14 protein-coding genes are annotated in these 14,538 nt (G+C 47.2%); 13 read left to right on the top strand and 1 reads right to left on the bottom strand.

Annotation, left to right across the window (positions count from 1 at the left end):
- Nucleotides 1-5 precede the first annotated feature (5 nt).
- From KF839_RS11405 to KF839_RS11350, 12 genes are all read left to right on the top strand, one after another.
- Nucleotides 6-1,190: a type II secretion system F family protein gene (locus tag KF839_RS11405; RefSeq protein ID WP_292917966.1), complete on the top strand. Its 1,185-nt coding sequence runs from the start codon at nucleotides 6-8 to the stop codon at nucleotides 1,188-1,190.
- Entirely contained in the window at nucleotides 1,190-2,875 is a 1,686-nt protein-coding gene (locus KF839_RS11400; protein ID WP_292917965.1) for a GspE/PulE family protein, read from the top strand. Before KF839_RS11405 ends, KF839_RS11400 begins: the two co-directional genes overlap by 1 nt.
- On the top strand, nucleotides 2,856-3,689 hold the full coding sequence (locus KF839_RS11395; RefSeq protein ID WP_292917964.1) for a hypothetical protein: 834 nt from the start codon (nucleotides 2,856-2,858) through the stop codon (nucleotides 3,687-3,689). Before KF839_RS11400 ends, KF839_RS11395 begins: the two co-directional genes overlap by 20 nt.
- Nucleotides 3,677-4,216, top strand: a complete 540-nt coding sequence (locus tag KF839_RS11390; protein ID WP_292917963.1) for a PilN domain-containing protein — start codon at nucleotides 3,677-3,679, stop codon at nucleotides 4,214-4,216. The genes KF839_RS11395 and KF839_RS11390 overlap by 13 nt, the downstream gene beginning before the upstream one ends.
- The gene (locus KF839_RS11385) at nucleotides 4,207-4,812 is read left to right on the top strand and encodes a hypothetical protein (RefSeq protein ID WP_292917962.1); all 606 of its coding nucleotides are present in this window, start codon (nucleotides 4,207-4,209) and stop codon (nucleotides 4,810-4,812) included. Before KF839_RS11390 ends, KF839_RS11385 begins: the two co-directional genes overlap by 10 nt.
- 4 nt (nucleotides 4,813-4,816) lie before the next feature.
- Nucleotides 4,817-5,383, top strand: coding sequence for a hypothetical protein (locus KF839_RS11380; protein ID WP_292917961.1), 567 nt, complete (start codon nucleotides 4,817-4,819; stop codon nucleotides 5,381-5,383).
- Nucleotides 5,380-7,671 carry a secretin and TonB N-terminal domain-containing protein gene (locus KF839_RS11375; protein ID WP_292917960.1) on the top strand — a complete coding sequence of 764 codons (2,292 nt, stop codon included), beginning with the start codon at nucleotides 5,380-5,382 and terminating at the stop codon, nucleotides 7,669-7,671. Before KF839_RS11380 ends, KF839_RS11375 begins: the two co-directional genes overlap by 4 nt.
- A 5-nt stretch (nucleotides 7,672-7,676) precedes the next feature.
- A complete protein-coding gene (locus tag KF839_RS11370) occupies nucleotides 7,677-8,186 on the top strand; it encodes a type II secretion system protein (RefSeq protein ID WP_292917959.1) in 510 nt (169 codons plus the stop codon).
- Nucleotides 8,186-8,575, top strand: coding sequence for a type II secretion system protein (locus KF839_RS11365; RefSeq protein ID WP_323802067.1), 390 nt, complete (start codon nucleotides 8,186-8,188; stop codon nucleotides 8,573-8,575). The genes KF839_RS11370 and KF839_RS11365 overlap by 1 nt, the downstream gene beginning before the upstream one ends.
- A complete protein-coding gene (locus KF839_RS11360; RefSeq protein WP_292917957.1) occupies nucleotides 8,572-9,321 on the top strand; it encodes a superantigen-like protein SSL4 in 750 nt (249 codons plus the stop codon). The genes KF839_RS11365 and KF839_RS11360 overlap by 4 nt, the downstream gene beginning before the upstream one ends.
- A gap of 346 nt (nucleotides 9,322-9,667) precedes the next feature.
- Nucleotides 9,668-11,521 (top strand): right-handed parallel beta-helix repeat-containing protein, encoded by a 1,854-nt coding sequence (locus KF839_RS11355; protein ID WP_292917956.1) that lies wholly within the window; start codon nucleotides 9,668-9,670, stop codon nucleotides 11,519-11,521.
- 414 nt (nucleotides 11,522-11,935) lie between these two features.
- On the top strand, nucleotides 11,936-12,514 hold the full coding sequence (locus KF839_RS11350) for a PEP-CTERM sorting domain-containing protein (protein WP_292917955.1): 579 nt from the start codon (nucleotides 11,936-11,938) through the stop codon (nucleotides 12,512-12,514).
- A gap of 77 nt (nucleotides 12,515-12,591) precedes the next feature.
- Here KF839_RS11350 and KF839_RS11345 read toward each other — a convergent pair whose 3' ends face one another.
- A complete protein-coding gene (locus KF839_RS11345; RefSeq protein WP_292917954.1) occupies nucleotides 12,592-12,984 on the bottom strand; it encodes a RidA family protein in 393 nt (130 codons plus the stop codon).
- Nucleotides 12,985-13,097: 113 nt separating this feature from the next.
- Here KF839_RS11345 and sbcB point away from each other — a divergent pair, with 113 nt between their 5' ends.
- Complete coding sequence (gene sbcB, locus KF839_RS11340; protein WP_292917953.1) at nucleotides 13,098-14,531, top strand: exodeoxyribonuclease I; 1,434 nt, start codon at nucleotides 13,098-13,100, stop codon at nucleotides 14,529-14,531.
- Nucleotides 14,532-14,538: the final 7 nt, after the last annotated feature.

Genomic DNA, 14,538 nt, shown 5'->3' with positions numbered 1-14,538 from the left:
CGGTCATGCGGTTTGAAATAAAAGCAGTCATCTCCGGACAAGGAACCGTGCATCTGGAATTGGAGGCGAACAGCGAAGAAGAGGCGCGCCGCCAGGTCATCGAACAAGGCGGAATGGTTTTAAGTATTCGCCGCAGTTTTTCCGGTTTCTCACTGAAATCGAAAACACATTTTCCGCTGGTTCACTTCAGCCAGGAATTGCTATCGCTTCAAACCGCAGGATTAAGTCTGGTCGAAAGTATCGAAACATTATTGGAAAAAGAGCAAGACACCGGCAATCGTAAAATTATCCAGAACATTCTTGCACGATTGTATGAAGGCGTCACTTTCTCCCAGGCACTCGAAGAGTATCCGCAAGCATTTCCACCCCTTTACATCGCCACCGTTCGTGCTAGCGAACGAACCGGTGATCTGGCGGAAGCATTGACACGATTTATCACATATCAGACGCAGATGGATTTTGTCCGTAAAAAACTGGTCGGCGCTTCGATCTATCCGGTTTTGCTGTTAGCTGTCGGGTTCCTGGTCTCTGTCTTTTTGATGGTCTTTGTCGTTCCCAAATTCAGCGCCATTTATGACGACATGGGTAGCGACTTACCGTGGCTTTCGTTATTGTTGATCAAATGGGGGCAATTCGTTCATGATCGCGGCTGGGAATTGGCTATAACGTCGCTCACAATACTGGTTTTGTTAATCTATACCGTCAGCCGCCCGGCATTCCGCGCTAAAGTCATGCAACTGCTATGGCGTATTCCCGCCATCGGTGAACATATGCGGGTTTATCAACTGGCGCGATTCTACAAAACTCTGGGAATGTTATTACGTGGCGGCATACCGATTACACAAGCATTGGAAATGGTCGGCGGTTTGCTGCAATCGCACCTTCGTCCCAAAGTTGCAGCAGCTGCTAAGCATATCCGCGAAGGTAAAGCCATCTCCAACGCAATGGAAGTGGAAGGTTTAACGACCGCGGTCGGCAATCGCATGCTCCGTGTCGGAGAACGCACCGGTTTGATGGGCGACATGATGGAACGCATCGGCAACTTTCATGATGAGGAAATTGCCCGCTGGGTCGAGTGGACAACCAAGCTGATTGAACCACTGTTAATGGCATTCATCGGTATCGTGATCGGCGGCATCATTATTCTGATGTACATGCCTATCTTTGAATTAGCAGGAAGTATCAATTGATGGAAGCTTCTTTGCAAACAATCAATATGCCGGCTCTTGATCTCAATCGATTGGCTGAAACCAGGCGCAAGGCGGCTGCGCAAGGTGTTTCCGTGATCCAGATATTGGAAGAGGAAGGTCACTCGCCGGATGAATTGATGCAACAGCTTGGTCAGTTGATGCATATGCCCGTCCTCGAAATGAAAGCAATCCATACATTGCAGCCGGCGTTCGATATCCTGCCGTTTGCGGAAGCACTGGCGCACGAATGCATACTTTTTCAGCGCGACCAGCAACTGGTGTTCGCGATCAGCAACCCGTTCTCGGGCAAGCTGCGTTCCTGGGCCGAGGAGCGGTTCGATCGGGCGGTTGAATGGTATTTGGTTCATCCAGCCGACCTGAGTGCTTTCTTTACCCAGCAGGAAAAAAACATGCGTGCGATGGATCAAGTATTGCCATCCGCCGAACTGAACAATATTCAAAGCGATGTTGAAGATTTATCGTTAAAAAGCATCAACGAAGGCACCAGCAAAGTCGTCCGGTTGGTGCATTCGACACTGTATGATGCGCATAAGTCACAAGCGAGCGATATACACTTGGAAATGGCGCTCGGTGCTTTATCGATCAAATACCGGATTGATGGCGTATTAACGCATATCGGTGTAATCCAAGAGGCTGAATTGGCGGAGCAAGTGATTTCCAGGATAAAAGTGATGTCCGAATTGGATATTGCCGAGCGCCGGGTGCCGCAGGACGGGCGCTTCAAAATCTCTATTCAAGGACGCGAAATCGATTTCCGGGTTTCCATTATGCCGAGCATTTTCGGTGAAGATGCGGTATTGCGGATACTCGACCGGCAAGCATTGTCCGATCACATCGAAGGTTTAACGCTTAATCAATTGGGTTTCAGTCAGGCAGCCATCGCCAGCATTCGCCGTTTAAGTTCGGAGCCCTATGGCATGCTGCTGGTCACCGGTCCGACCGGTAGCGGAAAAACCACTTCGCTATACGCCGCCATATCGGAAGTCAACAAAGGAAATGACAAAATCATTACCATTGAAGATCCGATCGAATACCAGCTCTCCGGTGTTTTACAAATACCGGTCAATGAGAAAAAAGGCCTGACCTTTGCACGTGGCTTGCGTTCTATTCTGCGGCATGATCCGGACAAAATCATGGTCGGCGAGATTCGCGATGCCGAAACGGCGCAAATCGCCATACAAGCGGCTCTCACCGGGCATTTGGTTTTTACCACCGTGCATGCCAACAATGTATTTGACGTTATCGGCCGGTTTTCACATATGGGCGTCGATCCGTACAGTTTTGTATCGGCTCTGAACGGTATTGTGGCGCAACGTTTGGTACGGCTGTTGTGCTCGCATTGCGCCGTCGACGAGCAACCCGATGCTCATTTGATTGAAGAATCGGGTATTCCACCGGATCAAGCGCATCTTTACAAATTCCGCAACGGTAAAGGATGCGGACAATGCCGTGGCAGCGGGTATCGCGGCAGAAATGCAATCGCCGAGATTCTGGTATTGAATGATGAAATTCGCGAGTTGATCGTGGCGCAAGAACCGATCCGGCGTATCAAAGAAGCGGCTCGGGACAATGGCACCCGTTTCTTGCGCGAAGCCGCATTAGATATGGTAAAACATGGATTAACCAGTTTGGAGGAAGCCAATCGTGTTACCATTGTGGCATGATCAGATCCGGGTATTTCTGGCACCCACCAGACTGGATTGGGTTCGCTTAAAACGCGGTTTTAAACCGATCCAGCTTAGCAAAGCGTCGGTACTGTTCGAATCAGCCGGAGAAACTCCAAATTGGAATTCCGCGCTATTGCAGCTCGCCCAAGTGTTATCCGAAGAGCCGGGGACTGATATATCGATCGTACTATCCAATCATTTTTTACGTTATATCGCGTTGCCGCCGCAAAGTGAAATAAACACACCGGAAGAAGTAAAATCTTATGCGCAGTTTCGCATGCATGAAGTTTATGGAAACCGAGTGGATTCCTGGGCGCTCAGTATCAGTGATTGGAATCCGATTGATGGCGCGGTTTGTGCTGCGATTCCACGGGATTTTCTGGCACAATTGGAACAGTTGATAACCACTCATGGATGCAAACTGAAAAATATCGAACCGTATTTGGCATCGGTTTATGATCGTTGGTGCGCACAATTGCAACACGAGAAAATTTATTTGGCAGTGATAGAAACCGGTCGCATTTGTATCGCGATATCCCATCATGGCAAGTGGCAAAGCATCCGGAATCAACGGATTCTGCATAACGCAGCCGATGATTTACTCGCCGCCTTGGATCAGGAAGTTATCTGGTCCGGCACGAAAGAAGCGTTGGAGCTCGTGCATTTGTTCGCGCCGGAGCACCCCGAATTGACATTACCGCCGCACAGCGGCTGGCGTGTTGTTTCCCTGCCGCATGGAAAAATGCCGGCACCGGATTATTACCCCACTGCCGCAATCCATCGATCCGAGCAAAACCAATGTCCCGCTTAAGATTAAGATTTCCTTATCGCGAACAAGCTGCTCCGCAGCTCGATGCATTGCTGTTATTGCTGGGGTTAGCAATCGTCGCCGCGGTATTTTTTCAGTTCCGGTATTTCGTCGAAGAAATCAATTTCTGGAACAATCGGGTCGAACGTATGGAAAAGCAGCAACAGCAAAAAGCGGCGCCACGGACGCGCGCGACTTCGCGTATTCGCGAATTCAGTCAGGAAATTGGCAAGGAAGTCGCACAAGCCAATGCCGTTCTCGATCAGCTTAATTTACCCTGGGAAGAATTATTTGACTCGATCGAGCATGCGGCAACCGAAGATATTGCATTGTTATCGTTGCAACCCAATTTCGCCAACCGGACATTGCGATTGAACGGTGAAGCAAAAAGCATGCTGGAATTATTGGATTTCGTTGAAGCGCTGGAGCGCGAGCCGGTATTTGAAAATGTGCACCTGTTAAATTACAAAATCAAACAGGATAATCCGCATCGTCCGATTACTTTTCTGCTACATGCCGCATGGATTTAAGTTTTCTCAAAAAAGAATTGCCGCCCATTCACTGGAATCGAGTCATGCCATTGCTACGGTGGCAAATGGGACGTCTGGGCAATTCCGGTAAAATCGGCTTTGGTTTGATCATCGCAGCCAGTATTTATTATGCTCTCGCGGTGATACCGCAGGAGACGGAATTGCAGAAACTCAAGGACCGGGCTGTTTCCCTGCAAGCGCAAATCGTATCGAAAAAATCTTCCAGCGATGGTACAGGTGGTGAAACCGGTCAGAAAATGAGCAGCGATCAAGCGTTACAAGTATTTTATGATTTTTTCCCGCGCATCGATTCATCGCCCTTCTGGATTCGGGAATTGGTCGGATTAGCCCAAAAACGAGGCGTCGAACTGGCAAGCAGCGAGTATCGGCTAATCAACGAAAGTGATGCCCGCTTAGCGCGCTATGAAATGATTTTGCCGGTAAAAGGCAATTATTCGCAAATTCGCGCTTTCATCGCCGACGCCTTAGAAGCCGTGCCGGCAATGGCCATATCGGCGGTTGCCATCAAGCGGGAAAATACGACCGCTGACAAACTGGATGTGCGGTTGGAAATTAATCTTTATTTGAATAAGTAACGACATGGATGCCGTCGAAAGAAAACGGAAAATAATCATTGGAAGCGCATTGATTGCAACACTCATCGCTGCAGTACTGGTGGATGACGAGGAAGAGTTCACACTCCAAATGCCGGAAACACCGCTGCAACCAGCCAAGACAACTCAGGAAAAAAACAGGAAAGCGGAACCCAATACCGCTCAACTCGATGTCAGCAAGCTGGGACAACGAAAATTTAACCCGCAAGCAGGTGAATTATTCGCATCGACTACTTGGATGTCCAAACGAACACCCCTCCATGATCCTGAAGAACATGAAATCAAAATCGTTCAGCCGGTCAAAATCGCACCGCCAGCGCCAACGGCGCCTCCCCTGCAATTCAAATATGCCGGCAAAGCCATTGCGGACAATGCAACCTGGGTTTTCCTGTCTCACTCGGGAGAAAATCTCATTACTAAAATTGGCGGAAAAATTAATGATCAATACCGCTTGGATGCCATCAGCGACGACACCGTAACCGTCACGTATTTACCGCTGAATGTGAAACAAACCCTCACGATCAATCATAAACTGGCAGGAAACTTCCGATGAGAAGCTGGAAAATAATCGTTTTGATCATGGTATTTCTGGTTCAAGCGGGATGCGCGATTGATAACAAGACATTTCTACTCAGAAACATCGCATTCTCAGAAGCGCAGAAACTAGTATCAGAAGGTAAGCTTGAAAGCGGACTTTTCAAACTTGAGCAAGCGGCACGTGAAGAACCGGAAAACAAAGAGATCCGTGCGATGTTGCTACGATTACGTGATGAAGTACTCAGTAAGCTTTTGTATGACGCAGATGCTCAGTTCAATGCCGGAAATCTCGACCTGGCTGAACAGGGGTATCAACGCGTTTTAGAAATGTATCCATTCAATGAACGCGCAAAGGATGGGATCACTGCCGTCAGTATCGAACACCGGCATATCGTATCAATTGAAGCAGCGAGAATATTACTGGATAAAGACGATATTATCGGAGCAGAAACAATAGTCCGCGCTGTACTACAAGAAAATTCACAGCAACCACACGCTCGTCAATTGATTACGCAAATCAACTCAAAACTTTCTCGCCCTGAAGTAACTAATCTGGCGCTTGAATCAGCATTTAAAAAAGCCATCTCAATGGAATTTAAAGATACTGATTTAAAATCGATATTTGAAATAATGTCTCGTACTGCCGGAATAAATTTTGTTTTTGATAAGGACATCAGGCAAGACAGTAAAATTTCAATTTTCGTTCGAAACAATACCATTGAAGATATTCTGAAATTAATTCTGACCACGAATCAGCTTACTTATAAGGTGCTTAATAACAACTCATTACTGATTTACCCTAATACGCCCGCGAAACTTAAAGATTATCAGGAATTGGTTGTGCGCAGTTTTCAAGTCGCACACACCGATGTTAAACAAATGGTAGCAATGGTCAGGGGTATCGTTAAAGCAAAAGATATCTATGTCAATGAACAACTTAATTTGTTCATAATGCGCGACACGCTTGAGGCGATTCGTCTTACGGAACGATTAATATCGTTAAACGATTTAGCCGAGCCGGAGGTAATGTTGGATGTTGCAATTCTTGAAATCGCTCGTGGAAATGATTTTCTACTAGGCCCTAATATGCCTCAATCTGTTACCTTCAGTGGCTTAACAGGCGTAGGAGCAGCAGCAGCTCCGGCAACAGCGATTCTTAATCAGATTGGTTCAAATGGTTTAGGTCTGAAGAGCTTTACAATCACCAATCAAGCTAGGATTGATTTCATGCACAACCTAACAACAGGAGACATACTTGCTAATCCCAGAATCAGGGTGACAAATCGCGAAAAAGCCAAGATCCATATTGGTGAGAAACGCCCCTTCTTTACTGCGAATGTGCAACCCGGTGTCACTGCTGTTGTGACTTCGACTCCGACATTTATTGACCTTGGTGTAAAGCTGGATGTAGAACCTCGGATCGGATTACACGATGACGTCACGATGAAAACAACACTGGAAGTTAGTAATTTTGTCAGAGATGTAGCCGGACCGAGTGGCGCGACAGCCCCGCTTGTTGGAACTCGTAATGCAGAAACAATTTTGACGCTGAAGGATGGTGAAACACAGGTATTGGCTGGATTAATTGATAATCGCGAATCGAGGACTATGACTGGTCTTGCAGGAATTCTTAATATCCCCGGTCTTGACAGACTATTGACAAACCAGAAAGTCAATCGCACAAAATCTGAAATTGTATTGTTAATTACACCTAAGATTATTAGGAATCTACCAAAACTGAGCAACCTGGAAAGAGAATATCATTTCGGTACCGCCAGTGAAGCGGGTAAATTGCCGGTAGCGATCAAAAGGACCGAACCGCAATCCTTAGCCATCGCTCCGGCAGGCTCGGGTCCGGGAGCTGCGCGAGGCATGCCGCCGAACCCGTTCGCCGCTGCAGCCGTGGACGAACTTCCTCCCGAGATGCCCAATCCGTTTGCCAGCATTGCCGCTTCGTCGCCAACGTTTACACTGCAAGCACCGACCAATGTCGGTATGGATAAAGAGTTTTCCGTCAATATCCGGTTGGTGGGCGCTAAAGTGACGGTCAGTTCCGAGGTTCAGCTTAACTATGAGGCCAGTGCGCTGGAGGCGCTCGATGAAGGCGACAAATCCGGCTCACGCACCATCAGGCTGGGCAAGGATCAGCCTGCCGGCATGGCGACGCAGATACGTTTCAAAGTCATCGCCGCCAATCCCGGCACGACGGAAATAAATCTCCAGAATGCAGTCGCGGAAGATAAGGAAAATGGCGAATCTGTAGAAGTAACGTTACCGCCGCCAGTGACTATCAATTTGAAATAACGCGGATGTTCTTTTTAAAAATTTCTGGGAGACATCAAGGCTTTACTTTGATCGAGCTGTTGATCGTGGTGGCGATTATGGCCATTCTTGCGACCGCCGCCCTACCGCTACGCGAGCTCATGGTCAAACGCGAAAAAGAACAAGAGTTGCGCGTTGCCTTACGCCAAATTCGAACAGCGATTGACGCTTACAAACAGGCGGTCGATGAAGGAAAAATCGCAAAAAAAGCTGACGAATCCGGCTACCCTCCCCGGCTCGAAGAGTTATTTATGGGTGTGCAAGATATCAAGAGCCCTGATAAAAAAATTATCTATTTTCTACGCCGCTTGCCCCGTGACCCTATGTTCACCGAATTGGACGTGACCGGCATCGAAGTCACTCCGGCTGCCGATACCTGGGGTAAACGCAGCTACGAAAGTCCATGGGACAGCCCGAAAGAAGGTGACGATGTCTTTGACGTATATTCTCGTTCGGAAGCCATCGGCCTGAACGGCATCCCCTACCGCGAATGGTAATGAGCACACCCTCTCATCGAAAAGTTTTAGGCTTTACTCTGATAGAGTTGCTGGTGGTCATGGCAATCATCGCCACGCTGCTTAGCATCGTAGCACCCCGCTATTTCGGCGCCATCGACAAAACCAAAGAAACTGTTCTTCTTCAGGATCTTGGCATCATGCGCGATGCCATTGATCAATTTTATTCGGATACCGGAAAATATCCGCTCGATCTCATGGAGCTCGTCGACAAAGGCTATCTGCGCCGGGTTCCCGTGGACCCATTCACTGAAAGCAACCAAACCTGGATTGCCGTTCCTCCGAAAAATGAAACCGAATCGGGCGTATACGACGTGCATAGCGGCTACAATGGGCGTGCGCTCGATGGTTCGTATTATGAAGAATGGTGAAAACAACGCCGGGTTCATCGAAACTCTATAACCAATGCGGTGCGTTTCAACGAATGCACGGCTTTGTGTATCTCTGGGCGTTGTTCGCAGTTGCGGTTGCGGGAATCGTTATGGCAGGAACCGGACAAGTCTGGAAAATTAAATCCCAGCGAGAAAAAGAAGCCGAATTGCTTTTTATCGGAGAGCAATTCCGCAAAGCGGTGATGTCCTACTATAACAGTCCGGGCGGCACCAAGGAATATCCGAAATCATTGCGGGATTTAATAGAAGACACACGCTTACCCGCAACCAAACATCATTTAAGAAAAATTTATATCGATCCGATCACGAACACCACCGAATGGGGATTGATCGAAGAAGCACCGCCCAGTACCGGCACTCTTGCGACTTCCAACGTTAATGTCAGGATTATCGGTGTACATAGTCTTTCCGAAAAAAAACCGATCAAAAATGAAAAATTCCCGGAACACTACAAAAAATTCTCCGAAGCATTGACCTATCGCGATTGGAAGTTCGCGTATAAGCCGGGGGACACATCCGGCTCGACCAACTCCACTTCCCAGCAACAGAAAACCAATACGCCGGGAACCACTTCGCCATTTGCACCACAGTCTCCATCCACAACAGGCGGAGCATCACCTTCAAAACCTTCATCGACCGGTGGCGCTTCCCCCTTCTCGCAGCAACCTTCAACAGCACCGGGTACCGGTGGCGGCAGCACACCAAGCTCCCCGTTTGGTAATTAATAGAACGATTACAATTACAGAATAGATATACTACTTTTTTTACTTAAAAAGTGTTACATTCACTTTGAAATATAGAATATTAACGAATTGAACGTTGCCTTCTAGCAAAAAGCTACTCGTATAGTTCTTTAGACTTTCATCACAATCATTATCGACGCATAATAAATGCGCATCAAGCGCTTTTATTGTTTAAATCTGCCAAAGCAGAAGTGAAGCTGCAAGATTTTATCGTTTACTAACTGAAAGAATGTAACCAACCAAGAATCGCGAGATTCATGCAGAGATATTCGGGTTTAATTGAGCAGTAAAAAATATTCCAAACTTTAATAAAGGAGATTGATAGTTTATGGACCGCCGTACTTTCTTATTGCAGGGTGGAGCAATTGTATCTTCAGCAGCAACAACGCTGGCCTTCCCAAATATTGTAAGAGCAGGATTGGATTGGCTAAACAGTACTCGAAACGGTATTGATATTTACCGGGATTATGTCAGGGAACCGACAATATTTTTCGATCCGAGCTCAACGGCAACAAAATCGCTCGGTACATTTGAGTTTCCCTACAAAACACAATCTGAAATTGAAAGCGTTGTACGCGGCAATATGGCAGGCGAAGTACTTGGGTTCAAACGCGGCACAAAACTCAGAGTGACCGGTGATTTAGGATTGAATCTTAGTGTTCATGGTGTTGCAACCAATCCGTTTTTGATATGCCCCTACGGTGATGCAGAAGAACTTCCAGTTATCACAAGTGCTTCAGTGGTCAACTGGACACTTTATGATCCTGACAAAAATATTTGGAGCTATTTCACTGGTTCGAAAGAGCAGGTGATCTGGCGCGATGGAAACAGAACTCCTAAGATGAAATTCAGATCGAATGCGCGCGATAGCTTGTCTCTTCCGAACAGATATACTTTTGACGCTGGCACCTTGTATCTGCGATTAGATTCCGGCGAATCTGCAAACGACGGTCATACTGAAATTACATCATCCAATTTCTCGTTTTTTCTTAGTCTCGATCACACCGTGACTGATACCGGTAACCTGACTGTATGCGGATTGAATATCCGAAACGCACGTCATAGTACTTTCTTGTGCACAGCCAGATCGCCCGGAGTGATTACCAATATTGACAACATCCATGTCGTGGGGTGCCAATTCTCCGGTGGCGGCATAGATAATACGGTGGATAATTTCGGATACAATGGCTTGGTAATTTATGGCGTATCCGATGCTATCAGAATCAGGGAGTTATATATTGCAGGATGTTATTCGGAAGATAATCTGAATAACGCATACGAACTCGCAGGTACCAGCGGAGCGCTAGTTGAAAAAAATCTATCTTATAACTGTGCAGGGCATTCTGTCATTGAGCTGTGGAAGAGTAATGACAATTGCACGGTCCGGTATAACTGGGGTGACTTTTCAGGGGTCAACGGAACCCTGAATCACAAAGCAGGCGGCGGTATTTGGTTGAACAATTTCGACTTCAACGACAAAAGAGATCCGACTAATACGTTAAATACAAACTGCACGTTTGTATTTAATCTGATAACACGCTGCAAGTGGTATGGCATTCATCTCAGTGGCGGTTCAGGGCACGTTGTACAACATAATACCTTTTACGCGGATATTGATGCTACCGCACCGGACGCAACTGACGCTTTTAATCAACCAATTGGTTGGAGAACATCCGGAACTGCGGTCGCGGGTTTTGCGGATATTTCCAACAACCTGTTTTATTGGAAAGCACCGAAAATAACCAAAAGAAGAATTACAATGCTGGCACTGATGAATGGAGAATTGGGTAATGAGAACTCCATTCCCACCGGCAATAAAAATATTTATTACTACGAAGCTGAAGGAAGCCGAGAATCCAATTTCATGTATAACAAAATGGGGCAGGCTAATTTTTTGATTTACAAATCTGAAATGGCGCCTTACGCGCTTGATCAGAATAGTATCTGCTCAAGCCGTATTATTGGTGGAACATTGACCGAGTCGACCCTCGGTTTTATCGTGCCAACCAAACTGCCTGGCGGTGGCAATCATCGATATGAACCAGCCAATGCTTTTACACCTTCCGCGGCAGCAACGATGGGGCTAAAAACGTTAACGAGTATCGGTACCACTTATTACGATGGCAACGTCTATGCTAATAGTAGCGCGACAATTGGCGCTTTCAGAGGCAGGTATCAATAATCAATCGGTCTTTAGAATCAATTAATTTACCACCAAAGAATTTTGATTAGGTAAAAGGAATGCGATCTAAATAAAAGTTTACCAGGACAATTGTACTATTTTCTCCACTTAGAAAATGGTACAGTTGTCCTGCAAATTTAAGTTGCAATTGACTATTTGTTGAACGGGGTTATTAAGCTATTCTCCTAACAGCAATATTAGGTTTCCGAAAAAGAGAACTGAAAATACTGTCTCTCCTATTCTTTCAAGTGATACCTAATCAACGCTGCCAAAGGGATGAAACGGTGATGCATTCACCTCCCTTGCTTATCTTAAATACGCAAAATAGCTTTTCATTCGTTAATTTTAATCCCTCATAAGAGGTTATTGAAAAGTCAATTGAATTTATTAAAATAATTTTTTGGGAGATTGTAAATGAAATTACGTTACCTCGTTACCATCGTTGCCTCAGCAACAGTTTTCTCAAGTACCGCATTAGCAGGTACTGCAACCATCCACCTGAATGGTGGAGATTTCATCCAATCCGGGTCAGTAACCAATACATCGACACCGGGTGTTGACATCGTAAAAGTTGTATACGATCTCGGTACGCAAGCGGATGGCATCGCCATTTGGGAAGTCTTTGGCAGCAGCGGTACGCATTCAAACTTTCTGACTGGTGACTGGTATTCAACCGAAACCTGGGATGGATTGACTGTTAGCAGTGGTGATTCTTTTAATTTCAGTGGCCTGGATATCGATTTGATCGAAACCGTTGTACCACCGGTTGTCACCAGCAGCACACTAGGCGGCCCAAGCAGCTTGGCTAACGCAAGTGTGAGCGTATACTTCAGCGACGGTTCGTTTGGTGCCGCGAAATTACTGGAACAAGAATGGAGTGTTAACCAAGATCTCGCCATCACAGCTGTTCCGGAACCTGAAACCTATGCAATGTTATTAGCTGGCCTAGGATTATTGGGTTTTGCTGCGCGCCGCAGACAACAAAACGTTTAATCGGAAACAGTCTAAAAAAGAGCACTCAAGTTTGGGTGCTCTTTTTTTTATTTCATAGCTGCCATCATTCCCGGATTTCACTCGGCCCCAGCGTTTCGATACGCCGTTACTTGAATCTCGATCTTCATACGCGGATCGGATAACCCGGCTGTCAACATCATCGCCGAAGGCCTGACATCGCCTAAGTACTTACGCATCACCGGCCAGCATTTTTCGAAATCTTCAGTCTTAGGAAACACATACGTCACGCGCACCACATCCTTCATGCTCGAGCCTGCTTGCTGCAATGCTGATTCAATATTCTTGAAACATTGTTCCGCCTGTTCCAATAAATCTTCGGAAATGGTCATTTTGCTATAATCAAAACCGGTCGTCCCGGAAACCAACACCCAGTTATCCACGACCACCGCACGCGAATAACCGATTTCCTTTTCAAAAGTCGAACCTGAACTGATGAGTTTTCGTGCCATGCTGTATTTTCCTTATTCGGGTTAAAAATTATTGCGTAAGATACTACACTAATGATGCAACGAACCGGTAGCAAAGCAAGTTTTTCACGATCTTCCTTAATGAATCGGCAACCATGACTTTCACCTTCTATTGGCATGACTATGAAACTTTCGGCGCCAACCCCCGGCACGACCGCCCGTCGCAATTTGCCGGAGTACGAACCGATGAAGCATTGAATGAAATCGGTGAACCACTGGTAATGTATTGCAAGCCGCCGCGCGATTATCTGCCGCACCCGGAAGCTTGTTTATTGACCGGCATCACGCCGCAGATTGCCGATGCGCAAGGATTGCTGGAACCGGAATTCATCGCGCGCATCCATGCGGAATTCTCACAACCGAATACCTGCGGTGTCGGCTATAACTCGCTGCGTTTCGACGATGAAGTGACACGCTTCACGCTCTATCGCAATTTCTACGACCCCTACGCACGCGAATGGCAACAAGGCAACTCGCGCTGGGATATTATCGATCTGGTGCGCATGACGTATGCGTTGCGTCCGAATGGAATCACCTGGCCGCAGCATGAAGACGGACAGCCGAGTTTCAAACTGGAAGATCTGGTCGCGGCGAACGGTATTGCGCACGAATCCGCGCACGATGCATTGTCCGATGTACGCGCCACTATTGCCTTGGCGCGCCTGTTGCACACCCGGCAACCGCGCCTCTACGGTTGGCTTTTGCAGTTGCGCGATAAACGCAAGGCGTCGGCGCAACTCGATCTCATCACCCGCAATCCGGTATTGCATACGACGCGCATGTATCCGGCCAAAACCGGTTGTACTTCGCTGGTGATGCCCCTCATTAGCGAACCGGGCAACAACAACAGCGTGCTGGTATATGACTTGCGCCATGATCCGGAAATATTCCTGCCGTTGAATACCGACGAATTGACGCAATTGCTATTCACCCGCAGCGGCGAATTGCCCGAGGGCATGCAACGGTTACCGGTAAAATCGGTAAAAATTAATAAATGTCCGGCATTGGCACCGCGCAATACACTCGACCCTGACACCGCCGAACGTATCGCGCTCGATCTGGATACATGCTACCGCCACTGGCAAAAACTCAATGCTTATCCCGATTTCTTCCAACGCGTGGCCGCAGCGTATACCCGTCACATATTCGAGCCTTCCGCTGACGTCGATGTGGCGCTGTATGACGGTTTTCTGGATAATGCCGATGCCTATCTGCTCGCGCAGATACGGCGCGCGACACCACAGCAACTCACAAGCATGCGACTCGACTTTCACGACCAACGGCTACCCGAGCTATTGTTCCGCTACCGCGCCCGCAATTGGCCGGAAACATTGACACCAGCGGAAATGGAGCGATGGGAGCGCTTGCGCTTGCAGCGTTTAACGCAAGAAAACACTGATGGAAATCTGATAATGGATGCATTCATAACGCATGTTTCGCAATTGCGTGACGGTCACAAAAACGATGTGAACGCGACAGCAATACTGAATGAATTGGAAGCATGGAGTCACAACTTACTCAATACATAAGAATTTC

The organism is Nitrosomonas sp. (assembly GCF_019635155.1).
Lineage (GTDB): Bacteria > Pseudomonadota > Gammaproteobacteria > Burkholderiales > Nitrosomonadaceae > Nitrosomonas.
Note: the sequence above shows the minus strand (reverse complement) of the source record. Positions and strands in the feature narration are given on the sequence as shown.

What these genes read in the sequence shown, in the direction of transcription:
- KF839_RS11375 (WP_292917960.1), top strand. Translation starts at nt 5,380, where the DNA reads ATGAGAAGCTGGAAAATAATCGTTTTGATCATGGTATTTCTGGTTCAA.
- KF839_RS11370 (WP_292917959.1), top strand. Translation starts at nt 7,677, where the DNA reads ATGTTCTTTTTAAAAATTTCTGGGAGACATCAAGGCTTTACTTTGATC.
- KF839_RS11405 (WP_292917966.1), top strand. Translation starts at nt 6, where the DNA reads ATGCGGTTTGAAATAAAAGCAGTCATCTCCGGACAAGGAACCGTGCAT.
- KF839_RS11385 (WP_292917962.1), top strand. Translation starts at nt 4,207, where the DNA reads ATGGATTTAAGTTTTCTCAAAAAAGAATTGCCGCCCATTCACTGGAAT.
- KF839_RS11350 (WP_292917955.1), top strand. Translation starts at nt 11,936, where the DNA reads ATGAAATTACGTTACCTCGTTACCATCGTTGCCTCAGCAACAGTTTTC.
- KF839_RS11400 (WP_292917965.1), top strand. Translation starts at nt 1,190, where the DNA reads ATGGAAGCTTCTTTGCAAACAATCAATATGCCGGCTCTTGATCTCAAT.
- KF839_RS11345 (WP_292917954.1), bottom strand. Translation starts at nt 12,984, where the DNA reads ATGGCACGAAAACTCATCAGTTCAGGTTCGACTTTTGAAAAGGAAATC.
- KF839_RS11355 (WP_292917956.1), top strand. Translation starts at nt 9,668, where the DNA reads ATGGACCGCCGTACTTTCTTATTGCAGGGTGGAGCAATTGTATCTTCA.
- KF839_RS11390 (WP_292917963.1), top strand. Translation starts at nt 3,677, where the DNA reads ATGTCCCGCTTAAGATTAAGATTTCCTTATCGCGAACAAGCTGCTCCG.
- KF839_RS11380 (WP_292917961.1), top strand. Translation starts at nt 4,817, where the DNA reads ATGGATGCCGTCGAAAGAAAACGGAAAATAATCATTGGAAGCGCATTG.
- KF839_RS11365 (WP_323802067.1), top strand. Translation starts at nt 8,186, where the DNA reads ATGAGCACACCCTCTCATCGAAAAGTTTTAGGCTTTACTCTGATAGAG.
- sbcB (WP_292917953.1), top strand. Translation starts at nt 13,098, where the DNA reads ATGACTTTCACCTTCTATTGGCATGACTATGAAACTTTCGGCGCCAAC.